Genomic DNA, 22048 nt, shown 5'->3' with positions numbered 1-22048 from the left:
AACGCAATACAAGATTGTCCCGCACTCGGCCGACAGTTCGGGACGCACACGCCATACGCGCGTGAACCCGGGACGATGCGGTACGACACGGGACGACCCTGCGCTCATCTGTGCAGCTCACGTCCGTTCCGGATCGTTCCGCGGAACGCGCGGAACGATCCGGTACAGCTGTACGGAACGATCCGATGCCCGAAGGAACCCGAACGAAATTCGTTCCGCATCATCCCGAGATCGGGCCGCCCTTCCCCCATTACGGCCCGGCCGTTACCGCTCCCTCTTGTCGCCGCGTACAACAGGAAAGACCCCCGACCAATCACCTGGGGGCGATAACTCCTCTAGAGCGCAGAATTGAGGTTCGATGTCCCTGTCCGACCGGGCGATCAAGGCCGCCATCGTGATCGTGCCCTCCCTGATTGCAGGTCTGGTGGCCGTATGGCTGGCGCGGAAGGCCGGCAAGCCCGCGCCAGCCGCCTTGCTGGTGGGTCTTACCGTCGCGCTGGGGGCGATGGGCAGCTTCTCAGTCCTGTTGTGAGGAGCTTGGCTCATGTTGAGAACGGAGCCGGAGCCGACCTGATTCACTGACGCCCGTGCGCTCGACTTCGCTAGTGAGGGGAGTGCAAGAGGAGGAAGAACCCTGGGCCGTTCGGCTTCTCTATGGAGGGATGGCAGCACCGCAGCGTGTGGGGCTGGGACGAGGGCACCGGCACTTGGTGGGCGCAGCTGTGGCGCAACGATCTGCCTGACGACCGGTCGCCGACGCCCCGCACGTGGGCATCGGGCCGCTGTACGGCCAGCACATCCCTTCCGTCAGCGGCCTGGTGCCGCTGATCGTCGCCGCGTCGCAGGTGCCCCCGGACCGCATCGACCAGCTACTGGCCGACAGCATGAGCTGAGCGCCGCCGATCTGCAGGCCCTACCTGCCGAACAGGCCGACAGCCCGTTCGTGAAGGCCCTGGTGGAACTGGTCATGCTGAAGGATGAGAAGTTCCGCGGCCGCGGCGGTTTCATCATCCTGCCGGAGTGGGGCGACATCCTGGATCGGCAGGTCCCAACTGCACCGGGGTAGCGGATGCGGGTCGGTCCTCGGCTTGGGCAGCGTCCCACTCAGCCAGGACGGCCCGCAGTGTCTGCGCCACGGTGGGGTCCACGCCCCCGCGCTCAGCGGTGTAGCGCACGTACTTCTCAGCCCCTTGGAGCAAGCCTGACCAAGGGTTGCTGATGACCTGCGCGACGTGCGTCCCGGGTGGCCCGACGTGGGACCAGGCATCGAAGCAACTGCCGTAGGGGTGGGGCTCGCCGTTGGACCGGACTGCGGGAATGTGGCCCTCTACGTAACCGCCGCCGGGGCCGTGGCACTGCCAGGAGATCTTCACAGCGCACCCGCACGCGATGGTGCCGTTCATCTGGGGATATCGGCGCTGCCATTCCTTGTCCAGGTCGTAGGCGTCCGACGCAAGAAGGATGAGCCTGCCGCACAGACAGCAGGTGATCCGGAACTTCGGGCGCGCCATCAAGGTCTCCCATGTCTCTGTTGGACGGTCTGGTGCGTCTCATGCTGGCAAATGGAAGCCGGTCCGGCCGGGGCTTTGGAGAAGCGGTCAACGCACGTCGATGACCACCGGCCCATCGGTAGGTCGTCCTTGCGCGGCTTTCCGCGCGGTGCGTGGCCAGCTACTAATGGTGTGTGCGGCATTCGTACTGGGACCTTGGAGAAACCGGGGCCGGCGCCTGCTTCGAGGTGGACTGGCGCGGCTCGACCGCCCGGGTCTGCCTGATGGACAGCGAGGAATACCGGGCGTACCTCGATGAGGAGGCCTACGAGTACCACGGCGGGTTCTTCGATTACAGCCCCCACCTTGCAGGTGCCCTACGACGACTACTGGTACCTGATCGTCGACAGCTACGACCGGGTCAAGAACGTCACCGTCGTCCAGCTCTTCGACTGAGCGGCAGGTCTGACCGGGAGCCTCTAGACCTAGAGGCCGGCCCCTCTAGGTCTAGAGGCTGCTCTAGAGCCGAAAACGCGCCCTGACCAGGTATCTAGGGCCTAGACCCTGTTCCAGCGGAACCGGCCGTCATCCGGCAACGCCGGGTTCGGGCAGGTCGCCGCGGGCGCGCGTGGGTCTGTCCGCGAAGTTCCGCGAACTGCTGGAGATCAGACCTCGTCCTCTGCCGCGGCAGCGTTCAGCATGGCCATCACCTCGTCCATGTGAGCCAGCCCGACGGCGAAGATCGCGTCGTGGATGCTGGTCTTGAGCCATTCCCGCCCGGTGGTCACGGCGATCTGAATCCGTGCGTTCTCGGCTGTGGCGGCGGTCGTGTCGCTGACGAGCAGGCGGGGGACTGCGGGCCGTTTGGGTGCCATGGTCCAACTTCTCATGCCGATTCCAGAAGAGGGGGCTCGCGTGTGTCGAGACTGCCGGGAACGCCCAGCATGCACCTGTTCCCGGAGGGCCAGGACTGGAGTCAGCCAAAGCAGGTCAGCGGCAGGGCCTTTCTTCGGACGCTGCCTGGCGGACGGCGGTGAGGCCCGGCGAAGAGCCGCGCGCCCGGCCAGCCGATCCGCATTGTGGCGCTGGAGGCACGTGAGTGTTTCTGCAACGCCAGAGACGTAGCCGCCACCATGTGATTACTTAGCGCACATAGTTGCAACTCTAAGTAATCAAGAGAGGTGGGTACACGTGCATCTCCCCCCGCGGCGCGCAGCACTCCTTGCCGGCGTACTTTTCATCGCCACCGCCATCACCACCACGGCGCCCGCCACCTCCGCGGCAGCACTCCCCAGCGGCATCACCATGGCGTCTCGAGCACTGGCCGCGCCACCACCACTGCTGCACCAGGCCGTCGCAGACCTGCCCGTCGCAACCGAGAGCCGTGACGGCTACAAGCGCACGAGCTTCAGACACTGGGTCGACGCCGATGGCAACGGATGCTCGGCCCGGTACGAGGTGCTCATCTCCGAGGCCATCGACCCGCCCACGGTCGGCCCGGGCTGCACGCTGAGCGGCGGCGTGTGGTATTCGTACTATGATGATCAAATCGTGACAGAAGCGGGCAAATTGGATGTGGACCATCTTGTCCCCCTGGCCGAGGCCTGGGACTCGGGCGCCTCGGCATGGGACGCCCAGCGGCGCGAGGAGTACGCCAACTACCTGGACCGGCCCGAGCATCTGGTGGCCGTCACGGCGCGCTCAAATAGGCAGAAGGCGGACAAAGACCCGGCCCAGTGGATGCCGATCGAGCAGGTCCACTGCCGGTACATCGCCGAATGGACTGCGGTCAAGCGCCGGTGGGAGCTGACCGTCGATGAGCAGGAGAAGGCCACGCTGACCGCCGAGGCCGCCAAGTGCCCCAACAGCCCCCTCACAGGCTCAACCTGATCGGGCCTTGTTCAACGCCGCCGGACGGCAGGCTTTGAACCGAACCGGCAGCCGCCTGCCCTGACTGCGTCTTCCTGAATCGGCGCCAGCGGGGCAGGCCTGACCGGCCTTCAACAACGCGCCCCCGCCCAGTCCTGGCGGATCAGGCGGGGGCGCTTCGTGGTGTCATGCCGGCCCGTGTGAGCGGCAGGCGTTCAGCCGCCGCCCAAGCCGCTCTCCAGGCCACTGTCTAGGCCACTGGTCAGGCTCGCTTCCAACGCCACTGATGGTTGCTGTACTCGCTGCACTTGTACCTGCGGTTCGTGCCTTGGGTGTACCCGTACTTGTTGCGTGCCGCCTTGGGGCAGTATGCGCCGGGGGTGACGCATGCCCAGTGCGTCCCGACCTGCCGGTAGCAGGACGTGGCGGCGGCGTTCACGCGCACAGCGGCAGATGCGGGCACGGGGGCCACGGCGGGGGCGACCAGAGCGGAGCCGGCCAGGAGGGTGGACACGAGCAGGCGTCTGAGCACAGAGACTCCTAGGGGGATGGGTCGTGACAAGGGTGAGACGCCGCGGGCCTGCAGATAGTTGTCACGGTCGAGTGATCGGGTTGTGCGCTTAGCCGAGCTGCGGCCGGGGCCGGGCGCAGAGCCGTGTGCCCGGCCAGCCGATCCATCAGACAGCGCTCAGCGCGAGCCGCGCTGGACTCTCTTGAGCGCCTGTGGCAGAGCGCGTCGGGCACGCAAGCTGCCTATTCGTCCTCGCGGCGGTCCTTGCCGAGCAGCCGGGGCACCGTCCTGAAGGTCGCCGCGCCGGCCGTGCCCGCGCTCAGAAGCGCGGCCGGCCAGGCAGCGTCGGCGGCCAGAACGAGCGCGCAGGTGATGGCAGCCATCACCACGGTGGCCAGCAGCGTGAGAAGCGCGGCAAAAGAGAACATCCATCTCATCCTTCACATCGGGGGGAAGGGCCTGCGGCTGTCAGGCCGTCGGCCCAGAACGTGATCAAATCCTCTGCGGTGAACCGATCGAAGGGGGACGTGAGCGGAACCCGGCCGCTATGCACGGCCCAGATCGTCACCAGCAGGGACGCCATCTCCTCCAAGGCACAGGGACACTCGGGACGCCGGCAGCCGCCGGGCCGCTCGCAGGCGGCCGTCCGCACAGCCCGGCCAGCCTCTGTGTCAGCCGGACGGGCTGGGGACGAGCTGGTCGACCGGAGCATCGCCGAGCTGCGCCGCCTATAGGTCCGGAATTCCCATGGCGACGCGGCGAACCGCCGGGGATGGAGCAATGTTCGAACTAACCGGTATCGGTAGGCGCGAGCTCGGCGGAGCGCTACGGTCGAGCCATGCAGGCCGAAGCCCTTGGGACGTTAGAGGCCGCCCTATGGGGTTTGGCCGGTGGCGGGGCTGCCGCGCTGGTGTCATTGCTGGCCGCCATCAAGGCTGCGGGATTCCGCTGGCCTTGGCGTCGTAAAGACGGCACTGATCAGGAGGCACGCGAGCGATTCGGGCCCCGCCTGTTCGTGCTCGGCGGGACGTGCCTGCTCGGTGCGCTCGTGGCGGCGGCCGCGCACGGGCAGATGAGCGGCCCGTGGCCGGCCTTCTTGCTCGGTGTGGGCGCCGAAGCAAGCGTGCGCGGCATCCTGGCCGGGGTCGAGGTCACCGTACGTAAGCCGGAGACTCAGTCGCCTGTATCCCCGGACGCGGTGGTCGAGGGGGTTGGAGGGGATGAACGTGCCAACGCGTCCTGACCACCTGCTCAGCCGCCTGGTACGAGCCGTCCGCCCACACCGCCCATGGCTGCGACTGACCGTGTCGCCCTGGTGGGCTCAAGTACTCGTCGCCGCCGGCGCACGCCCGGCAGCCGCCGCCGACACAATGAGAGTCACGTTTCCCCCTGTACCTCGGATAGGCCCAGGCGCAGATTTGAGCGGCGCGCATCTGGCCAACGCGGTCCTGATGAACGCGGACCTGCGTGGCGCGGACTTGATCCGTTCGGACCTGACGGGCGCGGCCCTGCACAGCGCGAATCTGCACAACGCAACCATGCGCTACGCGGATCTGACCGACGCGGACCTGCGTTACACGGACCTGACCGACGCGGACCTGACGGGCGCGGACCTGACCCACGCGAACTTGCACGGCGCGGACCTGCACGGCGCGAACCTATTCGGCGCGGTCTTGCACGGCGCGAACCTATCTGCCATCGCGCACCTGAACCGCGCGAACCTGACTCGCGCGCATATGACGGGCGTGTTCCTGACCGGCGCGAACCTGCACCGCGCGAACTTGATCGGCGCGAACCTGGACGGCGCGATCCTGACCATGACGATCCTGGACGGCGCGATCCTGACCAAGGCGAGCCTGAAGGGCGCACACCTGGACAGCGCAAACCTGGACGGCGCAAACCTGACTGGGGCAGACCTGACGGGCGCGAACCTGACCGGCGCGATCTGGAGCAAACAGACCATGTGGCCTACTGCCGGGTGGGAGAAGAGGATGTGGGGTGCCTCTGACCGGCTGCCTGACGGGCGATTGCGAGTACGCGCGGAGGACGTTTCGGACAACACTGAGGTCCTTACCTGACAACTCGCACGTGGGTGGAGGAGTTTGGGCCGCTTTAGGTTGGGCGAGGTGTGCTACTGCAAGCGTTGCGCTCGCAGGCAGCACCAATAACCTTGATGGCTGCGGCCGCTGCCGCCAGTCGCCGCCCCTCGACCCTGTGGACCTCCAGCACCTCAGTGATGGCATGCGGCGGTAGGTACGGCTTGAGGTCCACGGTCATGGCCCGGTAGCCGGCGCGGAGCGCGAACAGGGCGTGCCCGGCGGCAAGCCAGGTCAGCACGTACGGGTCTCGGACGACGTTGTGCGCCCGGTAGTGCAGTCCAGCAGCCAAGAGGTCGCCTGCGCTGCCCAGGTGGGATCGTCGCTGGGCAAGGGCACCCGGTCAGGCCAACCTGGCGGGCCCGACATGACGAACGGCCGGGCGAGCGTCGGCTCGGTGGCAGTGTTCGCCGGCTTCGGCTGAGGTCCTTGTGGTCTACATGGCTGTAGTCGACGCCTGCGACGGGACGGATCCGCTCAAGGGGCAGCCACTCCTCATGAGTGACCAGCCCGACCCCCGCCCTTGCCGGTCGGTGAGGGCTCGACGCCACGACACCAGCACTTCCTGTCTGCCCTTGGCGAGGGTGCGCCGCTTGAGTAGAAAGCCGGCGAGGTCAGGCAAGAGCGTGACTGCTGAGGGATCGGACATGGCTCCGCCCCCCTGGCGCTGGGGCATCTGCGTTCCCATCTGGGCGAGCCAGCGCAGCGCGGTCCACGCGCGCGCTTGACCAGCGGGAAACCAACGGCCAACGACGAACTCGCCACTGGCAGGACATGCCAACGTGGCCGCTGCTCCGGCCACCAGGACGGCTTGTTCCTGTCGCAGGAGGATAAAAGTTCACCGTCCTTAACCGTCTTTAAGGGCCTTCCAGCAGCAGTTTCGCGTCGGGGGCAGCGTGGCGGGGGAAAACTCACATCCGAGCGCTGTGACTGTCGGTGAGAGGTCCGCTCCGATCCTCTAGGGTTCACCCTGGGATAGGAGCTACATGCCGCTTCCCGCCCATGCGGAACGTCCGGTCAGATCTGCCGGATGGCTTCGGCAGGGGAGGAGGTGAAGCGCATGGAATCCCGTCCTGACCGGGATCATGATCGCTATCGGCACATCACGGCATGCCTGGCTGTGGCCAGGTTCGTGTTGTGGCTGGGCTGGCTCGCGTGGACCAGCAGTGATCACGATGTCACCACCTGAGTCACCCTCTGAGTGATCAGGGTGGCCGGGCCTCCTGCCGGGCAGTCAACGGGTAGTCGACCAGGCAGGAGGCCCGCCCACAACAGGCTAGGCGCACTTGGGCACCTGGCTCCTCCGGCAGCGGTTTTTCCTCCGCGCCGGGCCTATGAACTTGTCATCTTGACATACCCCTCTCCAACCCAACGACCGGAAATGCATCCAAATCGGACAGCAAAAGAGATCATTTACGCTTGCCGGGGTGGGTTTTTTCCTCCGCCCCTGATGGCCCTTCGGTGATCTTGTACGTGAGTAGGCGGGCCAGCGTGATGAACGCCGGAATTGTTCTGCGGCGGACGGAGCTGGTACGGAAAATCGCCATCCGAAACCCCGATCGGCGGAACCTTGCCCGGTCGAGTGGACAGGGGTAATCGCGCCCCTTGTCCCAATGCGGCGAGGCGGATGGCCCCCGTAATAGCCGACACGCACAAAACCGCAGGCCACACAGTGTGCCGCCCTTGCATCGCCAAGCCCGTTACCGTTCTGAGATCTTCACCCTGTCTCCACCTCGCCCCTGACCAGGCAAAACAGGCCTGGCCGAGGCCGGAGCCAGAAGGGCGCTCCATGCGCCGAAGCACCCTCACCGCCGGCACCATCGCTGCCGCGATCATCCTCATCCCGCTCACCACCCAGACGGCGCTCGCCGGCCCGCCCGGCATCCCCACCGTGGTCGAAGCGCAATCCGAGCTGGCCGCCATCGAGATCACCGACGAGTCGCACGCCAACACCTATCACCGCAGCATGTTCATCCACTGGGCCCGCATCTCCGGCCAATGCGACGCCCGTGAACTCGTGCTCATCCGCGATGGCGAGGCCGTTGAAACGGACGCCAACTGCTCACCCATATCCGGCACCTGGACCAGCCCCTACGACGGCGGAGTCTGGACCGATCCTGAAGACATCGACATCGACCACATGGTGCCGCTGAAGGAAGCGTGGCGCAGCGGCGCCTGGGCCTGGGACAGCGCCCGGCGCAAGGCATTCGCCAACTCGCTGGACGACTCCCAGCTCTGGGCCGTGACGGACAACGTCAACCAGTCCAAGGCCGACAAGGATCCGTCCCGCTGGAAGCCGCCGCTGGAGTCCTTCTCCTGCGAGTACGCCCGCTCCTGGATCGACGTCAAGCACGACTGGGGGCTGTCTATGCAGGTCGCTGAGCGTGAGGCGCTGGCGGAGATGCTGGCCACCTGCTAGTCGCGCAAGCGCGATCGAGCCCGCCCTCCATAGCGGGGGGCGGGCTTTTCGCACCCAGGGCATCAACGCGTAGCAACGAGAGGGCAACCAATAGTCACATGCTGGCGTCTCATCCTGTGGGCCGCCATCTGTCACTACTCCCCTGAAGGGCCATCGATGCGCTCTCGTCTCCTCGTAGCCGCTGTCACCCTCGCGCTCACGGCAGGCTGCGGAGCAGCCACCACCGCCACCGCGCAACCCGACACGGCCACGCCGACGCCGACGCCGACCAGCACGCCCACGCGCACAGTGACCCCTGCCACCTTGGCGAGCACCACAGCGTCCCCTAGGCCCACCCCGTCGCCGAAGGCGAAGAAGCCACGCGTGGTCGCACGCACGCACGCTCCACGCCCCATCCCTAAGAAGACCCACAAGGCGGCCCAGCCGTCCATCAGGGGAGGCGTCCACCCTGGGGCGTTCTGCGCCCCCGGCGGGGCGCTCGGCCGGACGAACGCAGGGACGTTGATGAGGTGCAGTTCGAAGGGCGGTGACCAGGCGCGCTGGCGGCGCGCGTAGCGATCAGAGGAACGCGAAGAAGCTCCGCCCGCCCCCCAGACGGGAGATGAGGCGCCGCCGGTCGTGCGGGCGGAGGTCCGCGATCACGTACGCGCGCTCCAGACGCGTGATACCCGCCCCGGCCGCCACCTCGGCTCGACCCGGTCGCGCCGACGCTGCTGCAAGCGGCGCTCACGGATCCAGCCGGTCACGGTGTGCCCTTCGGCGTGAAACTGCTGTTCAGATTCCCCGTCAAGCCTGCGTGTCCTGAACTTCTTGCATGTCTCGGCGACCTCCTGCGGCCCGTCGATGTAGCTCGGAGCACCGCGCGCCAGCTGGACATGGGCGCGCAGGCTGTCTCAGCGTCAGGTGTTGCGAGCTTCACCAGAGGCGTCGGCTGCGAGGTGGTCGTGCAGGGTCGCGTGGCGGAACTGATAGACCGGCCCGACTGCGCGCAGCAGCCCCAAGCGGTGGGCGTCGTCAAGGAGATCCATAACTCGCCACGGAAGCCGGCGTTGAAGGGCCAGCAGGGCCACCGCAATGAAGCAGATCAGCCATGCATGATGTTCTCCCAATACGAGCCCGGCCACGAGTCCGAACGCGAGTCCGAACGCGAGTCCGCCCACTAGCCCGGTTACCAGCCCGAACATCAGCGCGAACACCAGCCCGGACATGACCGTTCGAATGAGGGTGAGGGTCCTGTCGGCTTGCCAGCTGGAGCAGGGTGTGCTGGTCGATGTGAGCGTGGGTTGTTCCGCCCAATAGAGCATTCTGAGTGTCAAAAGCCCAAGGCCGCTCACGAGTCCGCCGCCGATCCCGGCCCCGAGCCCGAACTGGAGCCCGGCCCCGAGCCCGATCAGCAGCCCGAACACGAGCCTGACCACGATGTGGCCTGTGTCGGAGAAGAGGAAGAGGAGCGTTTGTCCGTGCAGGCGGAGGTTGGCATAGCCGGGTCTTTCGTGAGCCCACGTCACGGCTTCGTCGAACCCCCACACCAGCCCGAGTATGAGCCCAGCCCCGAGCGCGGTCATGAGCGTGGTCCAGCGCTCGTACTCGAGGCCGCTGTAGATGAGCCCGGTCACGAGCTCGTAGACGGGTGCGAAGGCGAGCCCGGGCCCGAATCCGAGCACGAGCGCGAGCACGAGCCCGACTGCTGGTCGGAGGTGGGGTGTGGTGCGGGCGATGCGCCACCAGGTGATGTCGCGGGTGGTGGCCGGAGGGAACGCGCGGGCCAGGTAGGTCAGGTAGCGGCGGGTGGCGGTGGGGTCGAGCCGGTGCCGGGGGCGGAAGTGGTCGGCGGGGTCGGAGCTGGGCGGGCGAGCCTGGATCAGGGCGGGGATGAGCCTGTTGAGAAGGTGGGCGCGCAGTGTGTCGGCGTCGCCGCCCAGAGGGCCGAGCAGTGGGGCGGGGTCGGCTCCGGGGGCCAGGTAGACGGTGCGGATCAGCCACAAGCCCAGTGGGGTGGCGGCAAGCTGGGTGAGGCCGGGGGCGGTGCGGGATCGCAGCGCGGCCAGGACCTGCGTCCAGGCATCGGACGGGGAGGCGGGCAGGCAGGCGGTCAGGTAGGCCGCCGCGGCCTGCGCGGTGACAGGCTTGGGGACGATGACCGCAGCGCCGTTCAGCGGCCGACCGGCCTGGCGGATCGCGGTGGTGAACTCGGCGCGGCGGCTGGTGAGGATGAGCTGGTCGCGGGCGGTCAGAGAGGCGTTGAGCGCGGCGATCATCTGGTCGCGGGCGGGTGCGGGGATTTCGTCGAGGCCGTCCAGGACAGCCAGGATGTGGCCGCCTTCGGCCAGCGCGGTGGCGGCGCCCAGGCCGAGTTGCGGGGCGGCCAGCGCCGGGTAGTCGGCGGCCAGGCGGACGGCGAGCCAGTCCTGCAGCCGGGGATGGGCGCTGGTATCCCAGCCGGAGACCGGCAGCAGCACCGGCACCGGCACGACCTCTCCCTCGCAGGCGCAGGCCTGGTCGGTCGCGCGGGTGGAAAGCAGCTGCAGCAGCAGCTGAATCGCCAGGGTGGTCTTGCCCATGCCCGCGCCGCCGGTGATGACCAGCCGCCGCCGGGTCAGGCTGCAGTAGGCGTCCGCCAAGGCCGCGATGTCGTCGCTGCGGCCAGTGATCGTCAGCTCAGCGTCGGCTGTGATCAGGCGGGACTGGCTCATCACCGTCTCATCGGCGATGAGCTGCCAGTGCACCGGGATCGGTTCGGGGTCTTCCAGGAGCCGGTGGCGGGCTTCGGCGCGCCACTGCCGCTCCACCAGAGCGGCCAGTACCTGCGCGGCGGCGCCGACAGCCACATGAGCCTCGTCGGCGTCGGCTACGCGGGCCGGCGTAGCTGCGCGGGTGGAACGCCCGGCCCAGGCCACCACCGCGCCCACCATCGTGACCCCGGCCAGTGCCACGGCGACGACGTCCGCGAGGTTGACCTCGGCGCCCGGTGTCCGCGCCCGCCAGACCGAGACCACTGCCACGCCCACCGCCACGATCACCAGAATGGAGACGGCGATCCTCCAGCCGGCCTTGCGTCTGCTCACACCGATATCGTCTCCGTCGGCAAGGCGGACCGGTGGCGGTTCGCACTTGAATCATGACAGGGAGTTGTAGCGCGAGGTGCCTGTCATGCCACGGACGGCTCTCAACGCCGACGATGCAGCGGTGTGACGTTCGGTTCGGGCAGGTCCAGCTGCGCCCGTAGTTCCTGGTTCTCTAGGGTGGGCTGGTGGGCGGCTCGGACCAGCGGGGAAGCGTCTTCTCGGATCTGCTTGAGTTCCTTGTCGTTCGCGGTCGTCTTCTTCAGCTTGCGGATCGTCTCGCGCAGCCTGCCGAACGACACGCTCGTCCGCTGCCGGCACACACGCCTGTGCCGGTATCGCTGGAAGGCCCCGAGCAGTGTCTCGGTCGTCGGCTGCCCTCGCTGCTACACCGCTCAGGCTGGCCCGGCCACGCAGTTCCTGCTTGCCTGTGACCACATTCAGAATGCTCGACGGCACGCTTTCCGCGGTACCTGTTTCTTCCAGCCCGCGCTCGGCTACCGGCGTTGAGGGCGAGTTGTCCGGCACGATTGTCCGGGACGTGATGAGAAGACAACGGCCTTCCCGGGGCAAATCGGGAAGGCCGTTCTGTGTCTCCCCGAGCGCTCGTCCGGACCAACGAACTGACGCCTTAGGGCGGCCGACCTGGGCCGACCTCGCCGCGGGGCCTAGACCAGCGGCTGTGGCTTCCATGATGCACTGCAAGTTGGTTGTCCAACCCCACAGCCGGACCAGACCGTTGGTAGCCGATGTTTCCCGGACCAGCCCGACACTCACTCCACCGGGTTGGTCGTGGCTCACACCTCCGCTGACCTGGCCGCCTTGTGGTGACCCACTCGGCGCTTGGCAGCGGGGGTTGTCCGGCAGCCGCCTCGCGTACGAGCGCGTACCCGGTCTATGCCACATGCGGTAATGATGAATCCAGCGACGTTCATGCTCGCCTCGGCGGAGGGCAAACCGGCGGGGCATCACGGGCGCGATGTCGCACCCCCAACCTGCTCGTCCGGACCATCACGCCTTGGAGAGTCCCATGTCGCTCATGCTCCCCCTGCCACACCGGCCCCTGGCCTGCCAGCCGACTCGGCAGGCGATCCGCATCGTCGTCTGGGTGGTGGTACTGGCCTTCGTCGTCGTCCTGACCGCCCTGGGCAGCGACCCGGCCCTCGCGCTGGGCGTGGTGCTGGCCGCGCTGGCCGCCACGGTCGGCGACCTCGCCCAGCCTGGCCGCTGACCCTACCTGAGCATCCCCGCCGTACAGGGATCGTCCGACATGGCACGGCCGGAAAAGCCGATCACCTGGGATGGGCCCATCGCGGATCTGGCCCGTGAGCTCCGCCGCCTGCGTGAGCTCACGGGCCCTCCCATCCCCACCTACGCCCAGCTCGCCGAGCGTGGAATCTTCTCGCGCTCGGTGCTCGCCGACGCCGCCGCCGGCTACCGTTGTCCCTCCTGGGAGGTGGTTCTACACTTCGTCGCAGCCTGCGGTGGCCTGCCCAGCCAGGAGCCGTGGCCAACCTTGTGGAGGCATGCCCATGCCGCCGCCAGCCAGACCGGCGACACCACGCCCCGCCGTCCAAGGCGAGCACCGGCCAAGAACCAGACCGGCTCACGCCAGGCCACGATCGCGGCCCCTCGGCAGGCCCCTGTCCCGCCGGACCCCTGGCAGGCCGAAACGCCGCAGGAGTATCGCTATCAGCTGAGCCTGCTGCGGGTCTGGGCCGGAGTGAGCATCCCGGAGATCTGTCGTCGCAGCCGCAACGATGATCACCGGCGCCGCGAAGTCCCGTACACCACTGTGCACGACACGCTCAATGCCAAGTTCACCCGCATGCCGCCCCTCCGTCCCGTTCAGGCGATTGTCGCTGCCTGTGAGGCCGACCTGGACGAATGGGTGGGAGCCTGGCGGGCCATCAGTCTCAAACAGTTCCAGCAAGATCATCCGCCGCCTGCCAGCCTGGCAATGTAGAACGGCTGATCGTCGGTGCCGTTGCCGTCCCGGATACTCGCCGCTTTCGGGACGAGCAGAGGTTGTTGGTGCCGAGGGGGTACGTTCGACCCGGCCAAGGCCCCTGGCGGATCACCAGATGGTGTCCCCGTCAGGGGCTCCACCCCTGACAGAGCCAAGCCAGCACCGCCCGCACCACCTCGGCGACCAATATCCTTCCGCAACACACACCGAAGGCGTCAACACCCGCACGAAACGATCACGCGCAGATGCACGGCCGTGCTGAGGTCGATTTTCTACGCCACCGCATCCTGCTGCCGTGACAGTCACTTACCGCCACCACCGGTAACGGGCGAGAGTCGTTATCTGGACATACCTGGTTCACTCTGGCCAGTGTGAACACGTACGCCCTCAGCTCGTCAGGATGATGGCGCATCGTGCGGAGTGTGCTCACCACGCCCTGGCCCTCATCGTTGCTTGTCGCGAGTCGTCTGATGGAACGCCGACCTCCGATCAAGCAACAGGACTGGCGATCACGTGCCGCCTCCGCCACCATGGAAGGCCGCCCTCAACGCGTCCTCTTCCCCTCCCGACCAGAAGGAAGATCGCGATGCAGTCACCGATACCCACTCCTGATCAGATAGGCACTGTCGACCTTGCGTCATGGGCCGTCGTTCCCGGCCAATCAAACCTGGACAAGGATGAACACGGCGCCTGGGCCGTCACGGCGGGCGACGAGGAGCAGTACGCCCTGTACTTCGAAGTCGCTGACGCCGATCACCCTCGGCAGGTCGCCGAATTCATCGTTGAGGCGGTGCGAGCGCACGCTACCCGGTTGCGGCTGAGTGCCGCCTTTGACGACATCCTGCGCGAACGGGAGCGCCTGCGCATCCGCCCAGCCGGTGCGGACCTGTACGAGCTCGACCGCAGCCGGGTCGTGGCGCTGATGGCGCAACTCGGCAAGCTCGCCGCCGAAGCCTACGAACCTGCGGCCGCGGCAGAGCAGGACGCGCAGACGCAGCGCGTCTATAACGAGGTCACGCATCTAGCGGCACTGGCCGTGAGCTGGCTTGAGGCCATCCACGCCCGCCATGGTGCCGACGGCGCCTAGGGCGCTCGGCATGTCGCTTCCTTGCGCAGCATGCTGACGACGGCAGCCAGGTGGTGGGACAGTGCGTACGCCTTCCACTCGGTGCTACCGCCAGGCCCCCCTTCCTCGCGGGCCGCCCTCGCGATCTGCTCGTCACCCCAGGAGAAGCGCACGCCGTCGCCTGGCCAATCCGAGGAGCCGACCAGCCTCTTGCAGAGCTCGAAGAAGCCCTTGTTGCCACGGCTTGTTCCTTTCGGCCAGTAGTACAGGGACCAATGCCGTCCGACCGTGTAACGCAGGTTTGGGGCTGGCCATTTGTCGTCTGCTGGGGGAGGACCCGGATGATCGACTCCGTAGTCCCCGTAGCTGACGTCGCTCCATTGCTGGCTGATCTGGCGCCGGAGATCTGTCTCCCGCCGTGGGATGTGGCTGACCTTTGGTGTGGCAGGCTTCACGAGAGTGTCGGTGGGGGGAAACGATCCTCCTACGACTGCCACCGACTGCCAGGCGATGTCGAGGAGGTGGTGTAAGGGGCCTGCAACGCCTGTGCTGGTTTCGGAGATGGAGGTGAAGTAGCCACAGTCGAGGACCAGGTCCGTTCGCTCCACCGTTTCCCCGACGGCTTCCAGCTGCTCCAGGAGTACGCGCGAATCAGACAGGTTGAAGGCGAAGGGACGAGGTACGCGGAGGCACGCGCCGGTGTGCAGCTTCTCCGCGGCGCGTCGCACTTCCTCCAGGTCCTCCGGTGCCTCATTCGTGTGGATGACGGGACGGAAAGATCCGACGCCGAGGTCTGCGACGAGGAACCTGAGTGCCTCATGGGCTCCTGAGGGGCCGAATCGGCCGGCAAGGGGCCTGGTGTCCAGTGCGAAGTCGATGCCCTTGTCCAGCAGGCGGTTTCTGTGGATCTCCGACAGCACTCGGTGGACCGAGACCTTCGGCGACTCGTCTTCGGCGCGCGCCACGATTTCTATGAGGGGCCGGACGCTGTCCGATACTTGCTCACTCATGTGGCTGAGCGCCAGCAGATTGGGTCGGCGACTGTTGATGATGACCACGTACACCGTCATGGTGGGTTCTCCGTGCGGTTGGTGAACCTCATGGCGGGTGAAGCGGCCATCCCTCGCCCGTGGGCAGGCCGCCACTGCCCGGTGCTACCGACGGTGAACTCCGCCTGTCAACACGTCAATATCCGTGGAGCTAGATCCTCACCTGCACGGATAGATATTCGGCACCCGCACCCTGGTGGTGGCGGACGTGATTGTGGTGATCAACCCGTCTATCAGGGGTTTCGTCATGTCGTCAGGCGAACACCGACCTCGCGATCACGCTGTGATCAGCAGCCCACCGCATGTGGATCAAAACGGCTCAGTGTTTGCCAGCCTCAAGAAAACCCGTACGCAGCGCTTGCCTTGCACATCTGACTACCGCAGAATTGAGCGTGGCCGGAAGGCGGCCTGTCCTGGCGCACCTGCCCCAACTGAGTGCCAGAGAGGACGAAGAAGCCCTAGCTCCACCTCTCGCCGTGAACTCTCGCTGCACGCGCCGAGCGGGCGCACCGATCAGTTGTCGAGCACTTGGGGGCAGAAGAGCTCGGGAACGGTTGTGCCATGCCTGCTAAAGGACGCCTCACCGCTAAGGCTCGTACTCGCCGCCTCTACACGAGCGAGTCGGCGCAATACGCACAAGAGCAGCTTGCATCTCAGCCGGAGCTAATCCCTAGCGCTCCTAAGGATCAAGCGTTCCTTGAATCGCAGGTGCTCGCGTACATGGATACGAGTGGTTACTACTGGGCGCATCCGCTCGGAATTTCTGGAATCCTTCTTTATTCCGACTCAATCATAATCAAACTAGACGGCCACACCATTCCCTTCGGGCACTTCAGATCAATGGCCGACTTTGTACTATCTCGCCTTCTTCCATACGTCGAGGAAACTGGTGCTCAGGTAAACGGAGTCACGGGGCTCCGCGTTGGTAAGATTTCTGGTCGAGATCTTCAGCTCAGGCTTGTTGGGCGATCAGGACGGGTTGTCCTGCGGGGGGTACGAGGAACACAATGGCGTGATGCCTTGAGGTCGCGTTATCGAGAGTGTGACGAAGAGGGCTCAACCCCTCTGTGGAAATTCCCAACAAAGTCCAAGCAGGAGATCGATGATGAGAGTGAACATGCAACATATAGAGACTTTGAAAGGCGCATCTCATGGCTAGGTTCGGGACTGCTGCGCAGGATCGCAGTCTTCAGCACAGTCAGCAGAGCGTATTCCACGCGAACATGGTTCAACGGGGATGATTGGATCTTTGAGCTCGAAAACTGCTTCGATGTACCAGTCGAACACGATCGCTTCATCGACGCTATCGCTGATCCAGCATGGGGGCTCAATCTCAAAGTCGATGGTATCCACTGCGAATGCGCTTCCCCGTGGGACGAAAGAAGACATATAAAGGGCTGCTATTTCTATCTTATCAATACGGATAGCGCATACTCGGGAAGGCTTCAGTTGCGCTTTCGGAGGATGGGGTGGGGGTATGGAATAAATGAATATCGCGATAGATTCGCAGAGGTCGGCGCAGACCCGAAATGGATAGATCGAGTAGTGCCTAAAACGCGGCGGAGGGCCCCTACTTCGAAGGCGAACGATGTAGGCGTGGCGGAGGCCTCTCGATGAACTGGGAAGCGATAACTCTTGCCGTCATCGCTGTAAGCGGGACTCTGGCTATAGTGCTCACTCAAGTGCGTGACATATTAATCAAGACGGCAGAGGTCATCGAGGCGTGGAAACGCGTCCAACGCGCCATGAAGAGAACCCGCAACAAGAGCATCGGGAAACCGTAATCCAGTTCTGCACTCGGCCCCTACGCCGTTGCGGTCGGCAGCGACCAAGGCTCGGCCTGCGCCCCGAGCTTCCTCAGCGTCACCGTAACCACCTCGGCGGATGCGCTGGCGCTGCCCGTCGAGGCGCACAAAGTCACATACGGGACAGCAGTTCAGCCTTCCGCCGTGACCTGTTCGATCATGGGAGCTTGTACGGCGGCCAGCACGGCGGCGGCGAAGGGCAGGGAGTGATGCGTGGCTCCCCAGCCAATGCCGAACACCACGGAGGCGGGATCGGTGTTGGGGTTGGAGGGGGCCGGGTGCCCACGGATGCGCAGCCGCAATGACCCACGAGCGTCCTCCAGTGCATGCCACTCGACGCCCTCGATCTCGGTGATCGGGTAACGCCGGTCACCTGCCGTGTACTTGGCCGGGGAAGCTCCGGACGCGAACCAGGTGAAGGTGACAGCCTGCCCGTCGAAGGCGGCCTCGCCGTCCCATGCCTTGAAACGACGCGGCACCGAAGGGCCGGCGATCAGGAACCGCTCAGCCGGACCGCGCTGGGACAGGGCCGCGCGCACCTCGTTGGCATACTGGTCGGCCAGCGTCTTCGTGGCGGCGGGCAGCACCAGCCGGTACGGATCGAGCGACTCCTGGAGCTGCCCCGTAGCCGCGGACATGACCGGATCGGCTCCCTCCCGGGGAATTACCCGCAACGCCACCCTGCCGCGTGCACCAGGCTCCAGCATGACATCGGTCAGCGCGTCGTACGGCACGAACCGCTCTCCGAGCTCCATGCTCAGTTTCGACGCCTTACCCGGCTCAGGCGTAATGCGCAGCCCACCGTCCTCGAACTCCCACGCGCAACCTCGCCCCCTTCAGTACGTCACCCATGCAAGCAAGGATAGGTGCCCGAACACTGGCGGCTACGCAGACGGGCGACCACCGCGACGAACTGGGGCCTTTCCCCTTGAACGTGGACACCTTGGAGACTGGATCTTGAGGTCCAGGGGAAGAGATGTCACTGATGGTGATGAAGAACTACCCGCCCGAGTTCAAGGCCGACGCGGTGGCGTTGGTGCTGTCGAGGCCGGATCGGACGATCACGTCGATCGCGCGGGATTTGGGAGTCAGCCGCGAGACGTGTTGGAAGAGGAGAACAAGCAGCTCAGGGCCAGGGTTCGGGAGCTGGAGCAGGAGGGGGACATTCTGCGTAAGGCGGCCTTCGCGGGCGAGACGAACTGGTGAGGACCCGTAAAGCAATTACTGCTAGTTCCACTGCGACTGCGGTGAGTGGCATGCTAAATGGCCTTCCATGGCAATATCTGAGACGCTCCTGGCTGTCCTGGATGTGAAGTTCGCAGCCGTGCTGCCGCATCTGGACGAGCGGCAGCGCCGCCTGTATCTGGCTGCTGAGGCCGATGCGCTGGGGCATGGCGGGATCGTGGTGGTGGCCAGGCTGGCAGAGGTATCGGAGTCGACCATCACGCGGGGACGTCTCGAGCTCGCGGGTGGTGCACCGGTTCTGGGCCGGGCGCGCCGTCCCGGTGGCGGACGAAAGCCGGCTGCTGCGCGTGACCCGGGCCTGGTGCCGGCGCTTGAAGCGTTGATCGAGCCGCGGGAGATCGGTGATCCGGTTTCTCCGCTGCGCTGGACCACGGCCTCGTTGCGGGATTTGGCCCGGGAGTTAACCGCGGCAGGGCACCCGATCAGTGCCCCGGCAGTGGGCGATCTGCTGCGCGCGGCAGGGTTCAGTCTCCAGGGCATGGCCAAGCGGCGCGCCGGCAGCCAGGTCCCCGACCGCGACGCCCAGTTCCAACACATCAACACCACGGTCGAACAGTTCCTCGCCGGCGGTTTGCCGGTGGTAAGCGTGGACGCCAAGAAGAAGGAACCGATCGGTGACTTCGCCCGAGCCGGCCGCACCTACCGGCCCAAGAGGAAGCCGATCACGGCCCCCGATCACGACTTCACCTTCGCCGATACCCCGGTTGCGATCCCGTATGGCGTCTATGACCTGGGCCAAGACATCGGCTGGGTGAACGTGGGCACCGACCGCAACACTGCGGCGTTCGCGGTGGAGTCCATCCGCCGCTGGTGGAACCAGCAAGGCCGAGGCCACTACCCCGACGCGACCCGGCTGCTGATCACCGCCGACTCGGGAGGAGCGAACTCCGCCGACTCCCACCTGTTCAAGAACGACTTGGCCGCCTTCGCCGACGAGAGCGGGCTGGCCGTTACTGTGTTGCACTTCCCGCCGGGGACATCGAAGTGGAACAAGGTCGAGCACCGCTTGTTCTCCCGCATCACCCACAGCCTGCGCGGACGGCCCCTGACCAGCTACGAGGTGCTGCTGCAGAGCATCTCGGCCACCCGCACCAGCACCGGGCTGACCGTCAGCGCCGTCCTGGACGACAACAACTACCCCACCGGGCGCACGCTCACCAAGGAGCAGCGCCAGGTGCTCCTGCGGCGCGTCCAGCGCGACGACTTCCACGGCGAATGGAACTACACCATCGGCCCCTACGACCCCAGCACAGCACCCTCGACCGAACCTGACCAGGCGAAGGCGCCCCCGATCCCGACCGAGGCTACCTACCTGCTCACCCACCCCGCCCTGACCGGCATGACCCGCGACCAGTTCGACCGGCTCGTGACCGAACTCGAGCCCTGGCGAAGGACCCTGGCCGAGGCCGAACGCGAGAAGCGCAAGGGCATCAACCGGCGCGGATACAACCCCGGCTTCGGATTCCTCGACCATAGACACCGCGTCCTGGCCGCTGTCCTGAGCCACCGCAACACCGTCACGCTCACCCTGGCAGCCCGGCTACTCGGCCGAGACCGCAACACCCTCAGCTACCACGCCCACCGGACCAGGCCTCTGCTGGGCTTCGCGGCCCCCGACCTCGCCACAATCCTCGCCCAGCCCCGCCGCCGGACCCACCCGCCCCGCTCAATCGAGGCACTCCAGAACGAGATCACCGCCTACGAAACCAACATCAAACCGGGCAGTAGTTAGTTGACGGATCCTGAACCGCTTCCAGTTCGTTGAGGATCACAAAGCGCTCTACGGCGTGAAGCGGTTGTGCCGGATGCTGCAGGTGTCGCGCTCGGGCTTCTATCGATGGTTGAAGGGCGCCGCGGCGCGGCTGGCCCGCCACCAGGCCGATGAGCAGTTGGCTGCACGGATGCGGCGGATCCACGCCGAGCATGACGGTACCTACGGCTCGCCCCGGATGACGGCCGAGTTGCGCACGGCCGGGATGAGGGTGGTCAACACCTACCTGCCGGTGGGTGGCGGCCGGTTCCTCTATCTGGCCACGATCGTGGACTTGTGTTCCCGTCGGCTGGTGGGCTGGTCGATCGCCGATCACATGCGCACCGAGCTCGTCGTCGACGCGCTGCAGGCCGCGGCGCAGACCCGCGGCCGTCTGGACGGGGTGGTGTTTCACAGTGACAATGGGGCGCAGTACTGCTCGCGGGAGTTCGCGCGGGCCTGTCGCCGGCTCGGTGTCACCCGCTCACGTGGCGCGGTCGGCACCAGCGCCGACAACGCCGCGGCCGAGTCCTTCAACGCGAGTCTGAAACGCGAGACGCTGAAGGGCGCGACCAGCTGGCCCGACGCCCGCACCGCCCGCCTGGCCGTGTTCGGCTGGATCACCCGCTACAACACAATCCGGCGGCACTCCCGGCTCGGCCAGCTCAGCCCGATCGCCTACGAGAAGACGACAGATAGCCTGAAGTTTGCCGCCTGAAATCGGTGTCCACGGTTATGGGGGAAGTCCCCGGAACTTGTTGATGGACCTGGGTGAACGTGCCGACAGCTGCAGGTTTCTCATTCGGGACCGTGACGGCAAGTTCTCTCGATCGTTCGATGAGGTGTTCGCTGCCAGTGGTGTGCGGATCATCAAGACACCTGCCCGGTCACCGCGGGCGAACGCGTTCGCGGAGCGATTTGTCGGAACGCTACGCCGAGAGTGCCTCGATCGCCTGCTGATCTACGGTGAACGGCACCTGCGCACGGTCCTGGTCGAGTATGGACGCCACTTCAACGATCATCGACCGCATCAGGGTAGTTCGCACCGCCCGCCGTCGCACGATCCCAACGAGGTGATCGACATGACCGCCCGGATCCACCGGCGAAGCACCGTCACCGGGCTGATCAGCGAGTACCGCAGAGCTGCCTAACCGCCCTGCGAACGCCCAGCTCAGCAACAATATTCACCGTTTTGGCACCGCACAGCCGTGCGATGAGTATGAAGCGGCACACCATGCATGGCTGCCGCGATCTGTGAGCGCGCCATGCCGCTGGACTTGACGGCGCGACCCGAGGTGAGCGTTCATACCCTGCCTTAGCCGGTCCGGGGTGAACCCGTCACGGCCGGTCCGCGTCGTTCCGGCTCGCATCCCGAGATCTTGTCCAGGTCGTATCGCTGGTCAGGGGTTCCGATGTTCGTGAAAGCTATATCGTAACATCTAACCTCCAGGCTGGTACTGAGGAAAATGCCAGCCTGAACAGTGACCTTCGCCGAAATGATCAGTGAGCGAAGGGTTGGCCTCTTTTCTCCGAGGATGCCGGCGCCAGTGACATCGCGCCAGGAATCTCCTAATGGATCTTCCTGAAGTCGTCGCCCCACTTCGTCGGCGTATCTTCCCAGCGCCGATTCGGCTTGCCCCTCAACCTCGGACTCCAACAGCGCGCCATACAATAAAGCCGGGGCAGATGCTAGTCCGAGGAGGAGGGCTAGAGACAT

19 protein-coding genes and 5 pseudogenes are annotated in these 22048 nt (G+C 66.0%); 15 read left to right on the top strand and 9 right to left on the bottom strand.

The genetic code is table 11. From position 1 onward, the window contains the following. Positions 1 to 358 precede the first annotated feature (358 nt). The 4 genes and pseudogenes from AB0C33_RS15315 to AB0C33_RS15300 all read left to right on the top strand — a co-directional run. Positions 359 to 532: a hypothetical protein gene (locus AB0C33_RS15315; RefSeq protein ID WP_358287680.1), complete on the top strand. Its 174-nt coding sequence runs from the start codon at positions 359 to 361 to the stop codon at positions 530 to 532. Positions 533 to 767: 235 nt separating this feature from the next. After that, a complete protein-coding gene (locus AB0C33_RS15310; RefSeq protein WP_358287678.1) occupies positions 768 to 893 on the top strand; it encodes a hypothetical protein in 126 nt (41 codons plus the stop codon). Between the two features lie 50 nt (positions 894 to 943). Further along, a complete protein-coding gene (locus AB0C33_RS15305) occupies positions 944 to 1066 on the top strand; it encodes a hypothetical protein (RefSeq protein WP_358287677.1) in 123 nt (40 codons plus the stop codon). A gap of 618 nt (positions 1067 to 1684) precedes the next feature. Then, positions 1685 to 1843, top strand: a pseudogene (locus AB0C33_RS15300) (DUF1883 domain-containing protein); the annotation flags it as partial. A gap of 312 nt (positions 1844 to 2155) precedes the next feature. Here the strand turns inward: AB0C33_RS15300 and AB0C33_RS15295 are convergent. Continuing rightward, the gene (locus AB0C33_RS15295; RefSeq protein ID WP_358287675.1) at positions 2156 to 2365 is read right to left on the bottom strand and encodes a hypothetical protein; all 210 of its coding nucleotides are present in this window, start codon (positions 2363 to 2365) and stop codon (positions 2156 to 2158) included. A 316-nt stretch (positions 2366 to 2681) separates the two neighbouring features. Between AB0C33_RS15295 and AB0C33_RS15290 the strand changes: the two genes are divergently transcribed. After that, complete coding sequence (locus tag AB0C33_RS15290; RefSeq protein WP_358287673.1) at positions 2682 to 3380, top strand: HNH endonuclease family protein; 699 nt, start codon at positions 2682 to 2684, stop codon at positions 3378 to 3380. 241 nt (positions 3381 to 3621) lie between these two features. Here the strand turns inward: AB0C33_RS15290 and AB0C33_RS15285 are convergent, their stop codons facing one another. Then, positions 3622 to 3891, bottom strand: a complete 270-nt coding sequence (locus tag AB0C33_RS15285; protein ID WP_358287671.1) for a hypothetical protein — start codon at positions 3889 to 3891, stop codon at positions 3622 to 3624. A 221-nt stretch (positions 3892 to 4112) separates the two neighbouring features. Next, entirely contained in the window at positions 4113 to 4298 is a 186-nt protein-coding gene (locus AB0C33_RS15280; protein WP_358287669.1) for a hypothetical protein, read from the bottom strand. Between the two features lie 410 nt (positions 4299 to 4708). Here AB0C33_RS15280 and AB0C33_RS15275 point away from each other — a divergent pair, with 410 nt between their 5' ends. From AB0C33_RS15275 to AB0C33_RS15265, 3 genes are all read left to right on the top strand, one after another. Then, entirely contained in the window at positions 4709 to 5113 is a 405-nt protein-coding gene (locus AB0C33_RS15275) for a hypothetical protein (protein WP_358287667.1), read from the top strand. A gap of 175 nt (positions 5114 to 5288) precedes the next feature. Further along, positions 5289 to 5948 carry a pentapeptide repeat-containing protein gene (locus AB0C33_RS15270; protein ID WP_358287665.1) on the top strand — a complete coding sequence of 220 codons (660 nt, stop codon included), beginning with the start codon at positions 5289 to 5291 and terminating at the stop codon, positions 5946 to 5948. 1807 nt (positions 5949 to 7755) lie between these two features. Beyond that, on the top strand, positions 7756 to 8385 hold the full coding sequence (locus AB0C33_RS15265) for an HNH endonuclease family protein (protein WP_358287663.1): 630 nt from the start codon (positions 7756 to 7758) through the stop codon (positions 8383 to 8385). Between the two features lie 899 nt (positions 8386 to 9284). Here AB0C33_RS15265 and AB0C33_RS15260 read toward each other — a convergent pair. Next, positions 9285 to 11450 carry an NACHT domain-containing protein gene (locus AB0C33_RS15260; protein ID WP_358287660.1) on the bottom strand — a complete coding sequence of 722 codons (2166 nt, stop codon included), beginning with the start codon at positions 11448 to 11450 and terminating at the stop codon, positions 9285 to 9287. Between the two features lie 101 nt (positions 11451 to 11551). Beyond that, positions 11552 to 11749, bottom strand: coding sequence for a hypothetical protein (locus AB0C33_RS15255; protein ID WP_358287657.1), 198 nt, complete (start codon positions 11747 to 11749; stop codon positions 11552 to 11554). 737 nt (positions 11750 to 12486) lie between these two features. Here AB0C33_RS15255 and AB0C33_RS15250 point away from each other — a divergent pair. The 3 genes from AB0C33_RS15250 (at position 12487) to AB0C33_RS15240 (ending at position 14503) form a co-directional block, all read left to right on the top strand. Next, a complete protein-coding gene (locus AB0C33_RS15250; RefSeq protein ID WP_358287655.1) occupies positions 12487 to 12678 on the top strand; it encodes a hypothetical protein in 192 nt (63 codons plus the stop codon). Between the two features lie 39 nt (positions 12679 to 12717). Beyond that, positions 12718 to 13413, top strand: a complete 696-nt coding sequence (locus AB0C33_RS15245; protein ID WP_358287652.1) for a hypothetical protein — start codon at positions 12718 to 12720, stop codon at positions 13411 to 13413. A gap of 589 nt (positions 13414 to 14002) precedes the next feature. Further along, positions 14003 to 14503 (top strand): hypothetical protein, encoded by a 501-nt coding sequence (locus AB0C33_RS15240; RefSeq protein ID WP_358287649.1) that lies wholly within the window; start codon positions 14003 to 14005, stop codon positions 14501 to 14503. Here AB0C33_RS15240 and AB0C33_RS15235 read toward each other — a convergent pair. From AB0C33_RS15235 to AB0C33_RS15225, 3 genes and pseudogenes are all read right to left on the bottom strand, one after another. Beyond that, positions 14500 to 15552 carry a hypothetical protein gene (locus AB0C33_RS15235; RefSeq protein ID WP_358287646.1) on the bottom strand — a complete coding sequence of 351 codons (1053 nt, stop codon included), beginning with the start codon at positions 15550 to 15552 and terminating at the stop codon, positions 14500 to 14502. The two genes, AB0C33_RS15240 and AB0C33_RS15235, sit on opposite strands and share 4 nt — an antisense overlap. A gap of 1915 nt (positions 15553 to 17467) precedes the next feature. Continuing rightward, complete coding sequence (locus tag AB0C33_RS15230) at positions 17468 to 17815, bottom strand: DUF4429 domain-containing protein (RefSeq protein ID WP_358289046.1); 348 nt, start codon at positions 17813 to 17815, stop codon at positions 17468 to 17470. A gap of 66 nt (positions 17816 to 17881) precedes the next feature. After that, positions 17882 to 18142: pseudogene (locus tag AB0C33_RS15225) on the bottom strand (DUF4429 domain-containing protein); the annotation flags it as partial. Positions 18143 to 18321: 179 nt separating this feature from the next. Between AB0C33_RS15225 and AB0C33_RS15220 the strand changes: the two are divergent. The 4 genes and pseudogenes from AB0C33_RS15220 to AB0C33_RS15205 form a co-directional block, all read left to right on the top strand. Continuing rightward, positions 18322 to 18541 (top strand): annotated as a pseudogene (locus AB0C33_RS15220) (transposase); the annotation flags it as partial. Positions 18542 to 18609: 68 nt separating this feature from the next. Continuing rightward, positions 18610 to 19830: pseudogene (locus AB0C33_RS15215) on the top strand (ISAzo13 family transposase); the annotation flags it as partial. A gap of 490 nt (positions 19831 to 20320) precedes the next feature. Continuing rightward, positions 20321 to 21049 (top strand): annotated as a pseudogene (locus tag AB0C33_RS15210) (IS3 family transposase); the annotation flags it as partial. A gap of 43 nt (positions 21050 to 21092) precedes the next feature. Further along, on the top strand, positions 21093 to 21482 hold the full coding sequence (locus tag AB0C33_RS15205; protein ID WP_358287643.1) for an integrase core domain-containing protein: 390 nt from the start codon (positions 21093 to 21095) through the stop codon (positions 21480 to 21482). Between the two features lie 164 nt (positions 21483 to 21646). Here AB0C33_RS15205 and AB0C33_RS15200 read toward each other — a convergent pair whose 3' ends face one another. After that, positions 21647 to 22048, bottom strand: a complete 402-nt coding sequence (locus AB0C33_RS15200; RefSeq protein WP_358287641.1) for a hypothetical protein — start codon at positions 22046 to 22048, stop codon at positions 21647 to 21649.

The sequence above is a fragment of the Nonomuraea sp. NPDC048881 genome (assembly GCF_040649795.1).
Classification (GTDB): domain Bacteria; phylum Actinomycetota; class Actinomycetes; order Streptosporangiales; family Streptosporangiaceae; genus Nonomuraea.
Note: the sequence above shows the minus strand (reverse complement) of the source record. Positions and strands in the feature narration are given on the sequence as shown.

Coding starts and splice junctions, on each gene's coding strand:
- AB0C33_RS15315 (WP_358287680.1), top strand. CDS start 359: ATGTCCCTGTCCGACCGGGCGATCAAGGCCGCCATCGTGATCGTGCCC.
- AB0C33_RS15295 (WP_358287675.1), bottom strand. CDS start 2,365: ATGGCACCCAAACGGCCCGCAGTCCCCCGCCTGCTCGTCAGCGACACG.
- AB0C33_RS15280 (WP_358287669.1), bottom strand. CDS start 4,298: ATGTTCTCTTTTGCCGCGCTTCTCACGCTGCTGGCCACCGTGGTGATG.
- AB0C33_RS15275 (WP_358287667.1), top strand. CDS start 4,709: ATGCAGGCCGAAGCCCTTGGGACGTTAGAGGCCGCCCTATGGGGTTTG.
- AB0C33_RS15265 (WP_358287663.1), top strand. CDS start 7,756: ATGCGCCGAAGCACCCTCACCGCCGGCACCATCGCTGCCGCGATCATC.
- AB0C33_RS15250 (WP_358287655.1), top strand. CDS start 12,487: ATGCTCCCCCTGCCACACCGGCCCCTGGCCTGCCAGCCGACTCGGCAG.
- AB0C33_RS15245 (WP_358287652.1), top strand. CDS start 12,718: ATGGCACGGCCGGAAAAGCCGATCACCTGGGATGGGCCCATCGCGGAT.
- AB0C33_RS15240 (WP_358287649.1), top strand. CDS start 14,003: ATGCAGTCACCGATACCCACTCCTGATCAGATAGGCACTGTCGACCTT.
- AB0C33_RS15235 (WP_358287646.1), bottom strand. CDS start 15,552: ATGACGGTGTACGTGGTCATCATCAACAGTCGCCGACCCAATCTGCTG.
- AB0C33_RS15205 (WP_358287643.1), top strand. CDS start 21,093: ATGGACCTGGGTGAACGTGCCGACAGCTGCAGGTTTCTCATTCGGGAC.
- AB0C33_RS15200 (WP_358287641.1), bottom strand. CDS start 22,048: ATGTCTCTAGCCCTCCTCCTCGGACTAGCATCTGCCCCGGCTTTATTG.